Genomic DNA, 15,682 nt, shown 5'->3' with positions numbered 1-15,682 from the left:
ATGCGACCCGGCTTTTTTATTGCGTTAACGCTTATGCCGCTTTGGCGACCGCTTCCGCTTCCGGGCGCTTCAGCACCGCGTAAGACAGGCCCGCCACCAGCGTACCGACAACAATCGCCAGCAGGTAACCCAGCACCGGAGTGATTGCGCCTGGGATCAGCAGAACAAACAGACCGCCGTGCGGCGCCATCAGCTTCGCACCCACCGCCATAGAGATGACGCCCGTTACCGCACCGCCTGCGATACAGCAGGGCAGAACGCGCATTGGGTCACGCGCCGCAAACGGGATTGCGCCTTCGGTAATGAAGCACAGGCCCAGCACCAGCGCCGCTTTCCCACCTTCCTGCTGCGCTTTATCGAACTTACGACGGGCAATAATCGTCGCCAGGCCGAGCGCCAGCGGTGGCACCATGCCTGCCGCCATGATCGCCGCCATCGGCGCATAGGTCTGGGTACTCAGCAGGCCAACGCCAAACGCGTATGCCGCTTTGTTTACCGGACCACCCATGTCGGTACACATCATACCGCCGAGGATAGCGCCCAGCAGAACCGCGTTCGCCGTCCCCATGGTTTGCAGCCAGTGGGTCAGGCCTTCCAGAATGCCCGCGACCGGCTTACCGATCAGGTAAATCATTGCCAGACCCACCACCAGGCTGGAAATCAGCGGGATGATCAGGATCGGCTTCAGCGCTTCCATGCTCTGCGGCAGCTTCAGCTTCGAGCTAATCAGCTTCGCCACGTAGCCTGCCAGGAAACCGGCAATAATACCGCCAATAAAGCCTGAACCGGTGCTTACCGCCAGCATGCCGCCGATAAGACCCGGCGTCAGGCCCGGACGGTCGGCAATAGAGAAGGCGATAAAGCCAGCCAGTACCGGCACCATCAGCGCGAAGGCGGAGCCGCCGCCAATCTGCATTAACGCCGCCGCCAGCGTGCCCTGCTCCTTAAACGCTTCGATACCGAAGGCGAAGGAGAGCGCAATACACAGGCCGCCCGCTACCACCATCGGCAGCATGTAGGAGACGCCGGTCAGCAGGTGGCGATACGCGCCCGCAGACTCTTTTTTCCCTTCGGTCGGGGTTTTAGCCGCACCGGTTGCCTGATACGGTTTGGCTTCCGCCAGCGCCTTGTCAAACTCCTGCGCGGTTTTCTTCAGCGCCAGGCCGGTAGAGGTGCGATACATCGGCTTGCCGGCAAACTTCGCCAGATCCACTTCGATATCTGCCGCCACGATAACCAGATCGGCTTCAGCGACCTCTTCCGGCGTGATGGCGTTACCTGCGCCCACGGAGCCACGGGTTTCAACCTTCACCCACCAGCCGCGTTTTTTCGCTTCGGTTTCAATGGCCTCTGCCGCCATGAAGGTATGAGCCACGCCCGTCGGGCACGCCGTTACCGCAACGATGCGCTTCGGCCCGGTGGCCGCAACCGGCGCCGCCTCAACGGGTGCGCTGTAAACCGTGGCATGACCTTTTGCTTCGCTCAGAAACAGTTCAGGGTGTGCCACCGCGCGATTAATATCGCCCAGCCACACTTTTTTGCCGTTCAGGGCGCTGTCAGCGGGGATTTTATCGCCCAGAACAATCGCCATTTCGGCATCACTCGGGTTATCAATGATATCCAGGTGCGCTTTTTGTGCCGCCGCGCCCAGCAGGGTCTTCGCCATATAGGCACGAGCCTGTCCGAGACCGGAGTCAATGATCAGCAGCGTTTTCATTATTCCTCTCCTGCTGTTAGTTAAACGGTTTTAAGTCAACGCGCGCCATCATCGCGGCTAACTGGGTACGATCGGTAATGCCGACGTTGCTCTGGCTTACGGCCAGGGCCGCAACGGCGGTAGCAAGACGTAAGGTATGTTCACTGGATTCCCGCATCAGCAGGCCATAAATCAGGCCGCCAACCATGGAATCCCCGGCACCCACGGTGCTGACCACTTCCATTGAAGGGGGTTTAGCAATCCATTCCCCGGAGGCGTTAACCCACAGGGCACCTTCTGCGCCAAGCGAAATCACCACGTGAGCGATACCCTGCTCGCGCAGCGCATGGGCAGCGTCAATCACATCCTTTAATTCTGACAGCTTACGGCCAGCCCAGATCTCCAGCTCACGGCGGTTAGGCTTAACCAGCCATGGAGAGGCTTTCAGTCCGGCGACCAGCGCATCGCGGCTGCTGTCGAAAATAATGCAAGGGCACTGGCTGCGCAGGCGGGTCATCCAGTCGGTGAAGGCTTCCGGGCTGACGCCGGACGGAAGGCTGCCGCTGACGCACACCATGTCAAACTGTCCCAGCCAGCTCAGGGAATCGGCAACGAAGCGCTCCCAGTCAGACGGGGTAACCTCAAAGCCCGAGAAGTTCAGATCGGTCACTTCACCGTCTTTCTCGGTCAGCTTTACGTTGATACGGGTACGGCCCTGTACAACCTGAAAGCGGTTAGCGATGCCCAGCTCGCTGAACAGCTGCTGAAAACCGTCCTGGTTGTCTTTACCGAGGAATCCGCCAACGGTGACGTCGATGCCGAGATCTTTCAGCACTTTCGCCACGTTAATGCCTTTCCCTGCGGCATGCAGGCCGGTGGTTCGCACCAGGTTAACTTCGCCACGTTCGATTTCCGGGCAGAAGCCCACCAGATCGTAGGCCGGGTTCAGCGTAATGGTCGCAACACGTCTGCTCATTATGCGCCCTCCCCCAGACCGGCCGCGATGGCATCGCCAATCGCTTTCAGCGCCTGTTCAGCATCTGCTCCCTGCGCGGTGAAACGCAGGCGGTGTCCTTTCTTCACGCCCAGCGCGACGACTTTCATCAGGCTGCGCCCGTTGGCAGGCTTACCCGAACCATCCAGATTGGTCACGGTGATCTCGCTCTCAAATTGTTTAATGGTATTCACCAGCATGGTTCCCGGACGGGCATGCAGGCCGTGTTCGTTACGCACCACGTACTCTGCGCTCAGCAGGTCGTCCTTCAGCGCATCGTCGCTGGTCAACAGCGCCAGCACCGTTGCCACGTCGGCGTTCAGCAGTTTTTCAGCTTTATTGTTCAGCAGCAGGTCACCCAGACGCTTCAGCACGGCAACCGGCTGGTCGTCGGTCATGGCGACGGTCACCAGCATCGCCGCACGCTCGCCGTCTGCGTCAAAGGCAGCAGCAGCGCGGCTGACGGCGATAGCGCTGCGCAGGTTGCCTTCAGCACTGTCGTTCAGCCAGATGCCCTGGCCCAGGTTCAGCGGCCTGTCGTTGATGGCGCGCGTGACGAAGACGGCATCAGCCGCGCCCGCCTCTTTCAGGCGCGCCGCATTCAGCGCCTGGAGGGTGACCAGATCGGAAGCGACGACGTCCAGCGTCAGGGTTTCATTGTCGAGCTTCAGCGCTTCGCTCTGCTTTTCGCCCATCAGCAGCGCGCGCAGCTCTTCAGCGGTGGTCGCGGATTTAAGCTGTTCAGCGACGGAGTCATCGCTCAGCACGTGCGTCAGCTGACGCAGCAGGCCCAGGTGTTCGTCACCGCTGGCCGCGATGCCGATAGCCACGTAAGCCACCTGACCGTCTCCCCAGAGCACGCCCTGCGGGAACTGGAAAACCTGTACGCCGGTTTTCAGCACCTGGTCGCGGGTGTCCGTGGTGCCGTGCGGGATAGCAATGCCGTTGCCGAGGAAGGTGGAGGTCTGCTGCTCGCGCGCCAGCATGCCGTTAACGTAGCCGTCAGCCACGTTGCCAGCCTGCACGAGAGCAGCGGCGACCAGGCGAATAGCCTCTTCTTTATTCCCGGCCTGTTCGCCCGGGTGGATATCCTGAACAGATAACTGGAACATGGTTCTCCTCTCCTGCTGAAATTGAATCGTTTCAGCTTAACTGAGAAAATAGGCGCTAACCTGCTCCATCATGACAAACAAGATAGCGCTGAAACGTTTCAAGAAGTCTTGTCTTTTCTTCAGAAGGTTGCAAGAAAAGTTACGTTTCGTGTATCAGAATTTAGAAGTGCAGCACATTTCTTCTTCACACCGTGACGTTTTGCTGATGTTCAGCAAACAGGTTCAGCACGCTTCAGCGCAGGCTCAATAAACTGAAATGGCATTTTGATTTTTTGTGGCAATCTTGACCTCACCCTCTGTTTATTTAATGACGGGCGGCGTAAACTCCGCGTCTCCCTGTCACTCGCAAATACTGACCATGCATAACACCCCCGCTGCCGCCTCACCAAAGCCCTTTGATTTGACGTCAACGGCGTTTTTGATAGTCGCTTTCCTCACCGGGATTGCCGGTGCGTTACAAACGCCTACCCTGAGCCTGTTTCTGACCAATGAAGTCCACGCGCGTCCGGCGATGGTCGGCTTCTTCTTTACCGGGAGCGCCATCATCGGCATTCTCGTCAGCCAGTTTCTGGCCGGTCGCTCAGACAGAAAAGGCGATCGCAAAAGCCTGATCGTGTTCTGCTGCCTGCTCGGGGTGTTTGCCTGTCTGCTGTTTGCCTGGAACCGTAACTATTTCATCCTGCTGTTTGTGGGCGTGTTCCTGAGCAGCTTCGGCTCCACCGCCAACCCGCAGATGTTCGCCCTTGCCCGCGAGCACGCCGACCGTACCGGGCGGGAAGCGGTGATGTTCAGCTCGATACTGCGCGCTCAGGTGTCGCTGGCGTGGGTGATTGGTCCCCCGCTCGCCTACGCGCTGGCAATGGGTTTTGGCTTTACGGTGATGTACCTCAGCGCGGCGGTAGCCTTCGTGGTGTGCGGCGCGATGGTCTGGTTCTTTCTGCCATCCATGCGTAAAGAGCCAAAGGTGGCGACCGGTACGCTGGAAGCACCGCGGCGTAACCGACGCGACGCGCTGCTGTTATTCATTATCTGTACGCTGATGTGGGGAACGAACAGCCTGTATATCATTAATATGCCGCTGTTTATTATTGATGAGCTGCATCTGCCCGAGAAGCTGGCCGGGATAATGATGGGTACCGCCGCAGGGCTTGAAATCCCCACCATGCTGATTGCGGGCTATTACGCGAAGCGTTTCGGAAAGCGCTTTTTGATGCGCATTGCCGCCGCTGCCGGGCTGCTGTTTTATGTCGGCATGCTGACGGTCCATACGCCCGCTCTGCTTCTTGCTTTACAGCTGCTGAACGCCATTTATATCGGCATTCTGGCCGGTATCGGCATGCTCTACTTCCAGGATCTGATGCCGGGTCAGGCAGGCGCTGCCACCACCCTTTATACTAATACCACCCGCGTGGGCTGGATTATTGCAGGCTCGCTGGCGGGCATCGTGGCTGAAATCTGGAACTATCATACGGTGTTCTGGATTGCGCTGGTGATGTGCGTCCTGACGCTAGGCTGCCTGACGCGTATTAAGGACGTTTAAGGCGCGGTGAGCGCTTCCAGCTCAAGAAGATAGGTGATGGCCTGCTGCCGCGTACTGCCGCACATTTCGGCGGTTGGCTGTAGGCCGGAGCACACCTTCGGGCGCAGGGGCGAGCCAAAGATCATACACAGGTTGGAATCAGAGAGCTGAACGCAGCGGGTATTGGCAGGCTTGCCGTCCGGCATTCCTGGAATGGGGCTTGAGATGGACGGTGCGGTACAGCACGCGCCACAGTCGGAACGACAATCCATAAATGCTCTCTGCTGGTGGCAAACGCCCGTGCGGTCGGGCATTGCGCGCACAGTAACACCTTTTATGTATTGATAGCAAAACCCACGAATTCCGCTTGCCTGAAAGGCCGCGCGCGAGTAATTTGGCGCGATATTTTTTACCTCCCGTAAACAGGATTACTGCAATGCCAAGAGCGAACGAAATTAAGAAAGGTATGGTACTGAATTACAACGGCAAACTGCTGATTGTGAAAGATATCGATATTCAGGCACCGAGCGCCCGTGGCGCAGCAACGCTGTACAAAATGCGCTTCGCCGACGTCCGTACCGGCCTGAAGGTGGAAGAACGCTTCAAAGGTGACGATATCGTGGATACCGTGACCCTGACCCGTCGCTACGTTGATTTCTCCTATATCGACGGCAACGAATACGTGTTCATGGATAAAGAAGACTACACCCCGTATATCTTCACCAAAGATCAGATTGAAGAAGAGCTGCTGTTCATTCCTGAGGGCGGGATGCCGGACATGCAGGTGCTGACCTGGGACGGCGTGCTGCTGGCGCTGGAGCTGCCGCAGACGGTCGATCTGGAAATCGTTGAAACGGCACCGGGCATCAAAGGCGCGTCTGCGAGCGCGCGTAACAAGCCGGCTACCCTGACCACCGGCCTGGTCGTACAGGTGCCAGAATACCTGTCTGCTGGTGAGAAAATCCGCATCCATATCGAAGAAAAACGCTATATGGGTCGCGCTGACTGATACGCTCAGCGTTTCTCACGAAAAACCGGCCCTGAGGCCGGTTTTTGTATTTTGGCAGGTCGGAAAGCTGACAATATGCTTTACAGCAGCTCTGGATATTTCGTCATTTTCAGCGCCAGCTCAATACCGCGCACTTCCGCCATGCCCTTCAGGCGGCCAATCGCCGAATACCCTGGGTTCGTTTTCTTACGCAGATCGTCCAGCATCTGGTGGCCGTGGTCCGGACGGAACGGGATAGGACGTAAATCCCCCGCCTTCTTCCGGCGCGCCTCTTCCGTCAGAATGGCGTCCACCACCGCAACCATGTTCACGTCACCGCCCAGGTGCGCGGCTTCGTGGAAGGTTTTTGGGTTCTCTTCACGGCAGGTTGCACGCAGGTGCGTGAAGTGAATGCGATCGCCGAAGGTTTCAATCATCCGCACCAGATCGTTATCCGCACGCACGCCGTAAGAGCCCGTACACATGGTGAAGCCGTTGTAGATGCTATCCACCGTCTCTTTCAGCCACTGCATGTCTTCAATGGTCGACACGATACGCGGCAGGCCGAGGATGGGGCGCGGAGGATCGTCCGGGTGAACCGCCAGCCGCACGCCAGCCTCTTCAGCCACCGGCACGATAGCGCGCAGGAAGTGCGCCATGTTTTCGCGCAGCTGGTTTTTATCGATATCGCCATATTCCGCCAGGCGCGCGCGGAACCTGTCGAGGGTATACCCCTCTTCCGCACCCGGCAGGCCAGCGATGATGTTGCGGACCAGCTTTTCTTTCTCCGCTTCGCTGGCGGCATTGAACCACGCCAGCGCCTGCTGCTGCTCATCGGCGGTGTAATCTGCTTCCGCACCCGGACGCTTCAGAATGTGCAGCTCAAAAGCCGCAAAGGCAATCTGATCGAAGCGCAGGGCCTTTGAACCGTCCGCCATTTCATATTCCAGATCGGTACGCGTCCAGTCCAGAATCGGCATAAAGTTATAGCAGACGGTATCAATACCGCAGGCCGCCAGGTTACGAATGCTTTGCTGATAGTTCGCAATCCAGGTTTCACACTCGCCGGAATGCGTTTTGATATCTTCGTGAACCGGAATGCTTTCCACAACAGACCAGGTTAGCCCTTTCTCGGCCAGCTGTGCCTGACGCTTTTGAATTTCCTCAACCGGCCACACCTGGCCGTTCGGAATATGATGCAGCGCCGTGACCACACCCGTTGCGCCAGCCTGACGCACATCATCAAGAGAAACCGGATCGTTCGGCCCGTACCAACGCCAGGTTTGTTCCATTGCCCCACCCTCGCAAGTTGTTATACCAATATGAATATCTTCGATGACGACTACCATACATGTTTACCGTCAGTGGTCAATACAGCAGGCGGCATTGATTGATCAAACTCACATAACGGGGATATTTACGGCTTACCAATTCAATTTGTTGTCATATAACTTTACACTGGCATTGTTAATTAATGGTTAATCAGGTGTGTACTTCATGAAGACTATTGCCTCCACCGCGCTTCCTGCCCACGTCCAGCAGCCCCGCTACGATCGCGCGCTACTGCGCTCCCGCATCGTCCATTTCGGCTTCGGCGCGTTCCATCGGGCGCATCAGGCGCTGTTAACAAATCGGGTACTTAACGTCAGAGGAGGCGACTGGGGTATTTGTGAGATAAGCCTTTTTAGCGGCGATGTCCTCATGAGCCAGCTTAGGGCGCAGGATCATCTGTTCACCGTGCTGGAGAAAGGCGCCGATGGCAACCAGCCCATCATCGTCGGGGCGGTAAATGAATGCCTGAATGCGAAACTCGACTCGCTGGCAGCCATCATCGAAAAGTTCTGTGAACCGCAGGTGGCGATTGTCTCGCTCACCATTACCGAAAAGGGGTATTGCATCGATCCGGCAACCGGCAAGCTGGACATGCAAAACGGCCGCATACTGCACGATCTGGAACACTCTTCCGAGCCGCATTCCGCGCCGGGGATCCTGGTCGAAGCGCTTCACCGCCGCCGCGAGCGGGGGCTACCGGCGTTTACCGTGCTCTCCTGCGATAATATCCCCGACAACGGCCACGTTGTGAAAAACGCCGTACTCGGCATGGCCGCGAAGCGGTCCGCAGAGCTGGCCGGATGGATAGAGGCGCACGTTAGCTTCCCTGGCACCATGGTCGACAGAATTGTTCCCGCCGCCACCGACGCCTCGCTCGCGGAAATTTCCCGGGAGCTGGGCGTTGACGATCCGTGTGCCATCAGCTGTGAGCCGTTCATTCAGTGGGTGGTGGAAGATAACTTTGTCGCCGGACGCCCGGAGTGGGAAGCCGCAGGCGTGCAGATGGTGCAGGACGTTCTGCCCTGGGAGCAGATGAAGCTGCGGATGCTGAACGGCAGCCACTCCTTCCTCGCTTATCTCGGCTACCTTGCCGGACATGCGCATATTAATGAATGTATGCAGGACGACAGCTTCCGCGAGGCCGCCCGCAGGCTGATGCTGAACGAGCAAGCGCCAACGCTGCGCATCACCGACGTCGATCTTACGGCGTATGCCGACAGCCTCATCGAGCGGTTTGCGAACCCGGCGCTACAGCACCGCACCTGGCAAATTGCAATGGACGGTAGCCAGAAGCTGCCGCAACGCATGCTGGACGGGATCCGCGTGCATCTTGCGCGCCAGACCCCCTGGCCACTGCTGGCGCTGGGCGTCGCAGGCTGGATGCGCTACGTCAGCGGGACGGACGACCAGGGCAACGCCATTGACGTGCGCGATCCGCTGAGCGAAAAGTTTAGGGCGATTGCTGAAGCCAGCAGCGACGCGGAGCGCGTTAACGCCCTGCTGACGCTAAAAGAAATTTTTGGCGACGACCTGCCGCAAAATCCTGTCTTTGTCGACGAGATAGCCGGGGCGTACCGGCGCATCGCCCGCCTCGGCGCGCGTCAGGCCGTTATCGAAACGTTAAAAATTTAGCGATTATTGCGTTTAAGGCGAACGGCATTGCGCTCCGTTCGCCCTCCCTCTTCTCATTGCCCGTTTTTTTCGTCAGGATGATAGATAGCTGTTAGTACATCACAATTATCTATCGGAGCGCACGTGACCAAAACCAACCTGATCACCGGTTTTCTCGGCAGCGGTAAAACTACGTCCATCCTGCATTTGCTGGCCATTAAAGATCCGTCGGAAAAATGGGCCGTGCTGGTAAACGAATTTGGCGAAGTCGGCATCGACGGCGCGCTGCTCGCCGACAGCGGCGCGATGGTAAAAGAGATCCCGGGCGGGTGTATGTGCTGCGTGAATGGTCTGCCGATGCAGGTCGGGCTTAATACGCTGCTGCGTCAGGGCAAACCGGACCGCCTGCTGATTGAGCCTACCGGGCTGGGTCATCCGAAGCAAATTCTCGATTTACTGACCGCGCCGGTATACGAGCCCTGGCTTGAGCTCCGCGCGACGCTTTGCCTGCTCGATCCGCGCCAGCTGCTGGATGAAAAAGCGGTTAATAACGACAATTTCCGCGACCAGCTCGCCTCGGCAGATATCATCGTTGCGAATAAATCCGATCGCGCGACGGCCGAGAGTCAGGCCGCGTTCGAGGCCTGGTGGCAGCAGGCTGGCGGCGGACGTCAGCTTGTTCAGGCGACTCAGGGTAATATCGATGGCGCCCTGCTGGATCTCCCCCGCCTCAACCAGACGCCGCTGCCTGCCAGCGCGGCGCATTCCCATAGCCACGGCGTGAAGCACGGTCTGGCTGCGCTGAGCCTGCCAGAACATCAGCGCTGGCGTCGTAACCTGAACAGCGGCCAGGGGCATCAGGCGTGCGGGTGGATCTTCGACGCCGACACGGTTTTCGATACCATTGGCATACTGGAGTGGGCGAGGCTGGCCCCGGTTGAACGGGTTAAGGGGATCATGCGCACCCCGGATGGGCTGGTTCGCATTAACCGTCAGGGCGAGGATTTCTTCATTGAAACGCAGAATGTTGCGCCACCCGACAGCCGAATAGAGTTAATAAGTGCGGTTAACGCCGACTGGAACGCTCTTCAGTCCACCCTGTTGAAGCTTCGTTTAAGTTTGGGCGGCTAACGTTGCCCCTGGTTTATTGCGTGCTGAAGACTATGACGACTCGACTTCCTGCTATTTTATTGCTTAATGCTGCCGGCCTGGCGATCTTTTTCTCCTGGTATATCCCGGTGGATCACGGCTTCTGGTTCCCGCTGGATTCTGGTCTTTTCCACTTCTTTAACCAGGCGCTGGCGAAGAGTGAGGCCTTCCTGTGGCTGGTCGCGATCACCAACAACCGCGCCTTTGACGGCTGTTCGCTGCTGGCAATGGGCTGCCTGATGCTCTCCTTCTGGCTAAAAGAGGACAGCGCGGGTCGTCGACGCATTCTGATTATCGGCCTGGTGATGCTGCTGACTGCGGTCATCATCAACCAGCTGGCGCAGCACCTGATGCCGGTTAAACGCGCCAGCCCGTCGCTCACCTTCCCGAATATTAACCGCGTCAGCGAGCTGCTGCACATTCCGACGAAAGACGCCTCTAAGGATAGCTTCCCGGGCGACCACGGTATGATGCTGCTGATTTTCGCCGGCTTTATGCTGCGCTATTTCGGTAAAAAAGCCTTCACGGTAGCTCTGGCGATCGTGGTGATATTTGCATTCCCGAGGGTGATGATTGGCGCTCACTGGCTGACCGATATCGCGGTGGGTTCGCTTACGGCGGTGCTGATTGGTTTACCATGGGTTCTGATGACCCCCCTCAGCGATCGCTTAATAAGGTTGTTTGATCGTTATCTTCCCGGTAAATTTAAACAAACCGAAAACAAATAAATAACCAAAATTAACATCATTCATCAGGGATTGTTTTCGATCCCTGATTTATTTCGTCTCCGACGCGCGCCACGCTGTCATCATCCCGTCATACCGTTCATGATAAAAATGAAGCAATTGCAGGGTTTACGGGCATCGTCGACGGTATTTTGAGCAATTGCGCGCTGTAACGTTGTGTATCACAATTTCTTATAAAAAATCAGACTTTTTTGCTCGCAATGCCCCTTGCAATCGGTTAACCTCGAACTCGTTTTGCCCCACGGAGATAATTATTTTCGTGGTGAATAATTTTGTGCGTTGCGCCACAGTTTTCACCATAAAGAATTGTCTCATTGTGAACAGATAATTAGTCTCGTCACGGTTGGCATTTTTATAACGATTTTTTTCGTTAAGGACTTCAAGGGAAAATAAACAAAATGGTCAAATCTCAACCAATCTTGAGATATATCATGCGGGGGATCCCGGCGATTGCAGTAGCGGTTCTGCTTTCGGCATGTAGTACAACCAATACCGCCAGGAATATGCATCCTGAGACGCGTGTTGTGGGAATGGAAGATTCCTCTTCACTGCAAGCCTCTCAGGATGAATTTGAAAATATGGTACGTAATCTGGACGTGAAGTCCCGCATTATGGACCAGTATGCTGACTGGAAGGGCGTGCGCTATCGCCTGGGCGGCAGCACCAAGAAAGGCATTGACTGTTCCGCATTCGTGCAGCGTACGTTCCGCGAGCAGTTTGGGTTAGATCTTCCGCGTTCTACTTATGAACAGCAGGAGATGGGCAAGTCCATTTCGCGCACTAAACTGCGCACCGGGGATTTAGTTCTGTTCAAAGCGGGTTCAACCGGTCGACACGTTGGCATCTATATCGGTAACGATCAGTTTGTCCATGCCTCCACCAGCAGTGGTGTGACGATTTCCAGCATGAACGAGCCTTACTGGAAGAAGCGCTACAACGAAGCGCGCCGCGTTCTGAGCCGCAGTTAATCTTGCTGTCGTATCGTTGGTTATCCCTTGGCTGGCGATACGATAAAAAAAACACTGCTCCGGCAGTGTTTTTTTTTGCCCGTTACACTGATAGTTATTCAGCGGCATTTCAGGAATCACGACATCTATGTTTACCCGCTACTTCTCCAGCAACCGCAGGATACTGTTTCTCAGTTTTCTGACGGGGTTATTTACCGCCCTGCTTCTGGGTGCGTTACAGTTTTACTGGAGTTATCACAAGCGAGAAGTCAGGTACGATACCCTCATTACGGATTTAAGCGTCTACATGGAGAGCTTTTTCGACGAGCTCAAAACCTCCATTGATACGCTCCAGCCGCTCACGCTGAACAGCTGTGACGAAGTCAGCGCGGCGCTGACCTCGCGCGCGGCCTTCAGCCTTAACGTGCGCGCCTTTTTGCTGGTCAGGGATAAACAGGCCTTCTGCTCCTCGGCAACAGGTCCGATGAATACCCCGATGGAAACGCTTATCCCTCAGCTACATATCAGCAAACCTGTTGATATCGCGCTTCTGCCGGGCACGCCCATGCTGCCTGATAAGCCCGCGATCGCCATCTGGTATCGTAATCCGCTGGTGAAAGACGGCGGCGTATTTACCTCCGTGAACATCAACCTGACGCCTTACCTTCTCTATACGTCACGTCAGGATGAATTTGCCGGAATATCGATCGTTATTGGCGATTCCGCGTTATCCACCCAGTCCGGAATGCTGGTTCAGGCGCGGGATTTGCCCGACGTCCCTGCCCGCACCGCCACGCTGAAAAATATTCCTCTGACCGTAAACGTCTACGCGCAAGAGTGGACGACCGATGAACTGCTCTACGCCGTGTTTTTCGGCCTGGTCTGCGGCATCGCGGCAGGTCTGCTGAACTTCTATATTCTCACTATTCGACTTAATCCCGGAAAAGAGATCCTCACGGCCATCAAGCGCGACCAGTTCTACGTTGTCTATCAGCCGGTCGTGGATGCGCAGTCGCTCAGGATGACCGGGCTGGAAGTCCTGATGCGCTGGAAGCACCCGGTGATGGGCGAAATCCCACCGGACGCGTTTATCAATTTTGCCGAAGCGCAGAAGCTGATTGTTCCGCTGACGCTGCATCTTTTTGACCTTATCGTTCGCGATGCCCCCGTTCTGCAAACCCTGCTTCCCCCCGGCGCCAAGTTTGGAATAAACATCGCGCCCGGTCATCTGCATTCGGAAAGCTTTAAAGAGGATATGCGCGCGTTTGCCGCCGCCCTTCCCCCCGATCACTTCCAGATTGTGCTGGAAATAACCGAGCGCGACATGATCAACCACCGCGAGGCTAACCAGCTGTTCGAATGGCTGCACGATGAAGGATTTGAAATCGCCATCGACGATTTTGGCACCGGCCACAGCGCGCTCATCTATTTAGAACGCTTCACGATGGATTACCTGAAAATTGACCGCGGCTTCGTGAACGCCATTGGGACGGAAACCGTGACCTCGCCAGTGCTTGATGCGGTGCTGACGCTGGCGGGACGCCTGAATATGTTAACCGTCGCAGAGGGCGTCGAAACGCCGGAGCAGGCGGCGTGGCTGCGCGAGCACGGCGTGAACTATCTCCAGGGCTACTGGATCGGCCGCCCGATGCCGCTGGAGCAGTTTAAGACGTGGCAGCCCAGCGTTACGCTCGGGGAATAATTTCACAATCGCGGCACAGTCACTTATTATTCTGTTCAACCGAGCCTGCCTGTGAACAAAGGGATCCGCCGCACTATGATTATGCGCGTTGTACTGATGCTGTTGGCGCTGGTGAGCCTGCCCGGCCAGGCGCAGACCATCAAAGAAAGCACGGCCTTTGCCGTCATAGGCGAGCCGAAATACGCGGTTAACTTTACCCACTACGATTACGTGAATCCCGCCGCGCCCAAAGGCGGGAGCGTGACGCTTTCCGCCACGGGCACGTTTGATAACTTTAACCGCTTTGCCCTGCGCGGCGTGGCGGCAGCCCGAACCGAATCGCTTTACGACACGCTGTTCGTCACCTCCGACGACGAGCCCGGCAGCTATTATCCGCTGGTTGCCGAGAACGTGCGTTACGCCGACGATTTTAGCTGGGCAGAAATCGCCCTTAACCCGCGGGCGCGCTTTCACGACGGCACCCCGGTTAGCGCCCGCGACGTGGCGTTCACCTTTCATAAATTTATGACCGAGGGCGTTCCCCAGTTTCGTCTGGTGTACAAAGGCACCACGGTAAAGGCCATCGCTCCGCTGACCGTACGAATCGAGCTGAGCGAACCGAACAAAGAGAATATGCTGAGCCTGTTCTCACTGCCCGTGATGCCCGAGTCATTCTGGAAGCACCACAAGCTGAGCGATCCTCTCTCGACCCCGCCGTTAGCCGGCGGGCCGTATCGCATCACCGACTGGCGGATGGGCCAGTATGTTATCTATTCCCGCGTGAAGGACTACTGGGCTGCCGGGCTGCCGGTAAACCGCGGCCGCTGGAACTTCGATACCCTCCGCTACGACTACTATCTTGACGACAACGTGGCCTTTGAGGCGTTTAAGGCAGGCGCGTTTGATCTGCGCGTGGAAAACAGCGCCAAAAACTGGGCCACTCGCTATATCGGCAAAAACTTCGACAGAGGCTATATCGTTAAGGACGAACATAAAAACGAATCCGCGCAGGACACGCGCTGGCTGGCGTTTAATATTCAGCGCCCGGTCTTTCACGATCGTCGGGTGCGCGAAGCGATTACCCTGGCGTTTGATTTTGAATGGATGAACAAGGCGCTGTTTTACGGTGCCTACAGCCGGGCTAACAGCTATTTCCAGAATACCGAGTACGCCGCCCGGGATTATCCCCACGCGGATGAGCTGGTTTTGCTGGCCCCGCTAAAAGCGGAACTGCCGCCGGAAGTGTTTACCCGAGTATTTGAGCCCCCTACCTCTGACGGCAACGGGTTTGACCGCGAAAACCTGCTGAAAGCCAGCAGCCTGCTGGATGAGGCGGGCTGGGTGCTGAAAAATCAGAAGCGGGTCAATGCCCAAACCGGTAAACCGCTGAGCTTCGAACTGCTGATTGCCTCCGGGGCAAACGATCAGTGGGTGCTCCCCTTTAAGAAGAACCTTGCCCGGCTTGGGGTAACGATGAATATTCGCCAGGTCGATATGGCCCAGCTCACCAACCGCAAGCGCAGCCGCGATTACGACATGATGCAAAGCCTGTGGGCCGCGCAGCCGTGGCCGAGCTCAGATCTGCAAATCTCCTGGGCATCAGGCTATATCGACTCCTCCTATAACGCCCCGGGCGTCAAAAGCCCGGTGGTCGATGCCCTGATTGCGAAAATCGTGGCCGCCCAGGGCGACAAAGAAAAACTGCTGCCGCTCGGGCGCGCGCTCGACAGGGTGTTAACCTGGAACTATTACATGCTGCCAATGTGGTATATGGGTGAAGATCGCGTGGCGCGCTGGGACAAATTCTCCCTGCCTGCCGTGCGTCCCGTTTACACCCTGGGCTTTGACACCTGGTGGTATGACGTGAATAAAGCCGCAAAACTGCCCGCAGAGCGGCGTTAAGGAAT

13 protein-coding genes are annotated in these 15,682 nt (G+C 56.8%); 8 read left to right on the top strand and 5 right to left on the bottom strand.

Annotated features, from left to right (window positions below):
* Positions 1-31: 31 nt before the first annotated feature.
* From fruA to fruB, 3 genes are read right to left on the bottom strand one after another with little or no spacing between them, the layout of a single operon-like run.
* Entirely contained in the window at positions 32-1,717 is a 1,686-nt protein-coding gene (gene fruA / locus HWQ14_RS12475; RefSeq protein ID WP_176609881.1) for a PTS fructose transporter subunit IIBC, read from the bottom strand.
* 16 nt (positions 1,718-1,733) lie between these two features.
* The gene (fruK, locus tag HWQ14_RS12470) at positions 1,734-2,672 is read right to left on the bottom strand and encodes a 1-phosphofructokinase (protein ID WP_176609880.1); all 939 of its coding nucleotides are present in this window, start codon (positions 2,670-2,672) and stop codon (positions 1,734-1,736) included.
* Positions 2,672-3,802 carry a fused PTS fructose transporter subunit IIA/HPr protein gene (gene fruB, locus HWQ14_RS12465; RefSeq protein ID WP_176609879.1) on the bottom strand — a complete coding sequence of 377 codons (1,131 nt, stop codon included), beginning with the start codon at positions 3,800-3,802 and terminating at the stop codon, positions 2,672-2,674. The genes fruK and fruB overlap by 1 nt, the downstream gene beginning before the upstream one ends.
* A gap of 358 nt (positions 3,803-4,160) precedes the next feature.
* On the opposite strand from fruB, the gene setB reads away from it, so the two are divergent.
* A complete protein-coding gene (gene setB, locus HWQ14_RS12460; RefSeq protein ID WP_148419862.1) occupies positions 4,161-5,342 on the top strand; it encodes a sugar efflux transporter SetB in 1,182 nt (393 codons plus the stop codon).
* On the opposite strand, the gene HWQ14_RS12455 is transcribed toward setB, so the two are convergent.
* Positions 5,339-5,593 (bottom strand): YkgJ family cysteine cluster protein, encoded by a 255-nt coding sequence (locus HWQ14_RS12455; protein WP_148420009.1) that lies wholly within the window; start codon positions 5,591-5,593, stop codon positions 5,339-5,341. The genes setB and HWQ14_RS12455 overlap by 4 nt on opposite strands.
* 164 nt (positions 5,594-5,757) lie before the next feature.
* Here HWQ14_RS12455 and yeiP point away from each other — a divergent pair, with 164 nt between their 5' ends.
* The gene (gene yeiP, locus HWQ14_RS12450; RefSeq protein WP_008500940.1) at positions 5,758-6,330 is read left to right on the top strand and encodes an elongation factor P-like protein YeiP; all 573 of its coding nucleotides are present in this window, start codon (positions 5,758-5,760) and stop codon (positions 6,328-6,330) included.
* A gap of 80 nt (positions 6,331-6,410) precedes the next feature.
* Here the strand turns inward: yeiP and uxuA are convergent, their stop codons facing one another.
* Positions 6,411-7,601 (bottom strand): mannonate dehydratase, encoded by a 1,191-nt coding sequence (uxuA, locus tag HWQ14_RS12445; RefSeq protein WP_148419863.1) that lies wholly within the window; start codon positions 7,599-7,601, stop codon positions 6,411-6,413.
* Between the two features lie 205 nt (positions 7,602-7,806).
* Here uxuA and HWQ14_RS12440 point away from each other — a divergent pair, with 205 nt between their 5' ends.
* The 6 genes from HWQ14_RS12440 (at position 7,807) to HWQ14_RS12415 (ending at position 15,677) form a co-directional block, all read left to right on the top strand.
* Positions 7,807-9,273, top strand: a complete 1,467-nt coding sequence (locus tag HWQ14_RS12440) for a mannitol dehydrogenase family protein (protein ID WP_176609878.1) — start codon at positions 7,807-7,809, stop codon at positions 9,271-9,273.
* 123 nt (positions 9,274-9,396) lie between these two features.
* The gene (locus tag HWQ14_RS12435) at positions 9,397-10,383 is read left to right on the top strand and encodes a CobW family GTP-binding protein (RefSeq protein WP_176609877.1); all 987 of its coding nucleotides are present in this window, start codon (positions 9,397-9,399) and stop codon (positions 10,381-10,383) included.
* Positions 10,384-10,415: 32 nt separating this feature from the next.
* Complete coding sequence (locus tag HWQ14_RS12430) at positions 10,416-11,129, top strand: phosphatase PAP2 family protein (protein ID WP_176609876.1); 714 nt, start codon at positions 10,416-10,418, stop codon at positions 11,127-11,129.
* 416 nt (positions 11,130-11,545) lie between these two features.
* Positions 11,546-12,115, top strand: coding sequence for a bifunctional murein DD-endopeptidase/murein LD-carboxypeptidase (gene mepS, locus HWQ14_RS12425; protein ID WP_176609875.1), 570 nt, complete (start codon positions 11,546-11,548; stop codon positions 12,113-12,115).
* 127 nt (positions 12,116-12,242) lie between these two features.
* Positions 12,243-13,796: a cyclic di-GMP phosphodiesterase gene (locus HWQ14_RS12420; RefSeq protein ID WP_176609874.1), complete on the top strand. Its 1,554-nt coding sequence runs from the start codon at positions 12,243-12,245 to the stop codon at positions 13,794-13,796.
* Positions 13,797-13,871: 75 nt separating this feature from the next.
* Positions 13,872-15,677, top strand: a complete 1,806-nt coding sequence (locus tag HWQ14_RS12415) for an extracellular solute-binding protein (RefSeq protein ID WP_176609873.1) — start codon at positions 13,872-13,874, stop codon at positions 15,675-15,677.
* Positions 15,678-15,682: the final 5 nt, after the last annotated feature.

This window comes from Enterobacter cloacae (genome assembly GCF_013375935.1).
Lineage (GTDB): Bacteria > Pseudomonadota > Gammaproteobacteria > Enterobacterales > Enterobacteriaceae > Enterobacter > Enterobacter pasteurii.
Note: the sequence above shows the minus strand (reverse complement) of the source record. Positions and strands in the feature narration are given on the sequence as shown.

Coding starts and splice junctions, on each gene's coding strand:
- HWQ14_RS12455 (WP_148420009.1), bottom strand. CDS start 5,593: ATGGATTGTCGTTCCGACTGTGGCGCGTGCTGTACCGCACCGTCCATC.
- fruA (WP_176609881.1), bottom strand. CDS start 1,717: ATGAAAACGCTGCTGATCATTGACTCCGGTCTCGGACAGGCTCGTGCC.
- mepS (WP_176609875.1), top strand. CDS start 11,546: ATGGTCAAATCTCAACCAATCTTGAGATATATCATGCGGGGGATCCCG.
- uxuA (WP_148419863.1), bottom strand. CDS start 7,601: ATGGAACAAACCTGGCGTTGGTACGGGCCGAACGATCCGGTTTCTCTT.
- fruB (WP_176609879.1), bottom strand. CDS start 3,802: ATGTTCCAGTTATCTGTTCAGGATATCCACCCGGGCGAACAGGCCGGG.
- yeiP (WP_008500940.1), top strand. CDS start 5,758: ATGCCAAGAGCGAACGAAATTAAGAAAGGTATGGTACTGAATTACAAC.
- fruK (WP_176609880.1), bottom strand. CDS start 2,672: ATGAGCAGACGTGTTGCGACCATTACGCTGAACCCGGCCTACGATCTG.
- setB (WP_148419862.1), top strand. CDS start 4,161: ATGCATAACACCCCCGCTGCCGCCTCACCAAAGCCCTTTGATTTGACG.
- HWQ14_RS12415 (WP_176609873.1), top strand. CDS start 13,872: ATGATTATGCGCGTTGTACTGATGCTGTTGGCGCTGGTGAGCCTGCCC.
- HWQ14_RS12440 (WP_176609878.1), top strand. CDS start 7,807: ATGAAGACTATTGCCTCCACCGCGCTTCCTGCCCACGTCCAGCAGCCC.
- HWQ14_RS12430 (WP_176609876.1), top strand. CDS start 10,416: ATGACGACTCGACTTCCTGCTATTTTATTGCTTAATGCTGCCGGCCTG.
- HWQ14_RS12420 (WP_176609874.1), top strand. CDS start 12,243: ATGTTTACCCGCTACTTCTCCAGCAACCGCAGGATACTGTTTCTCAGT.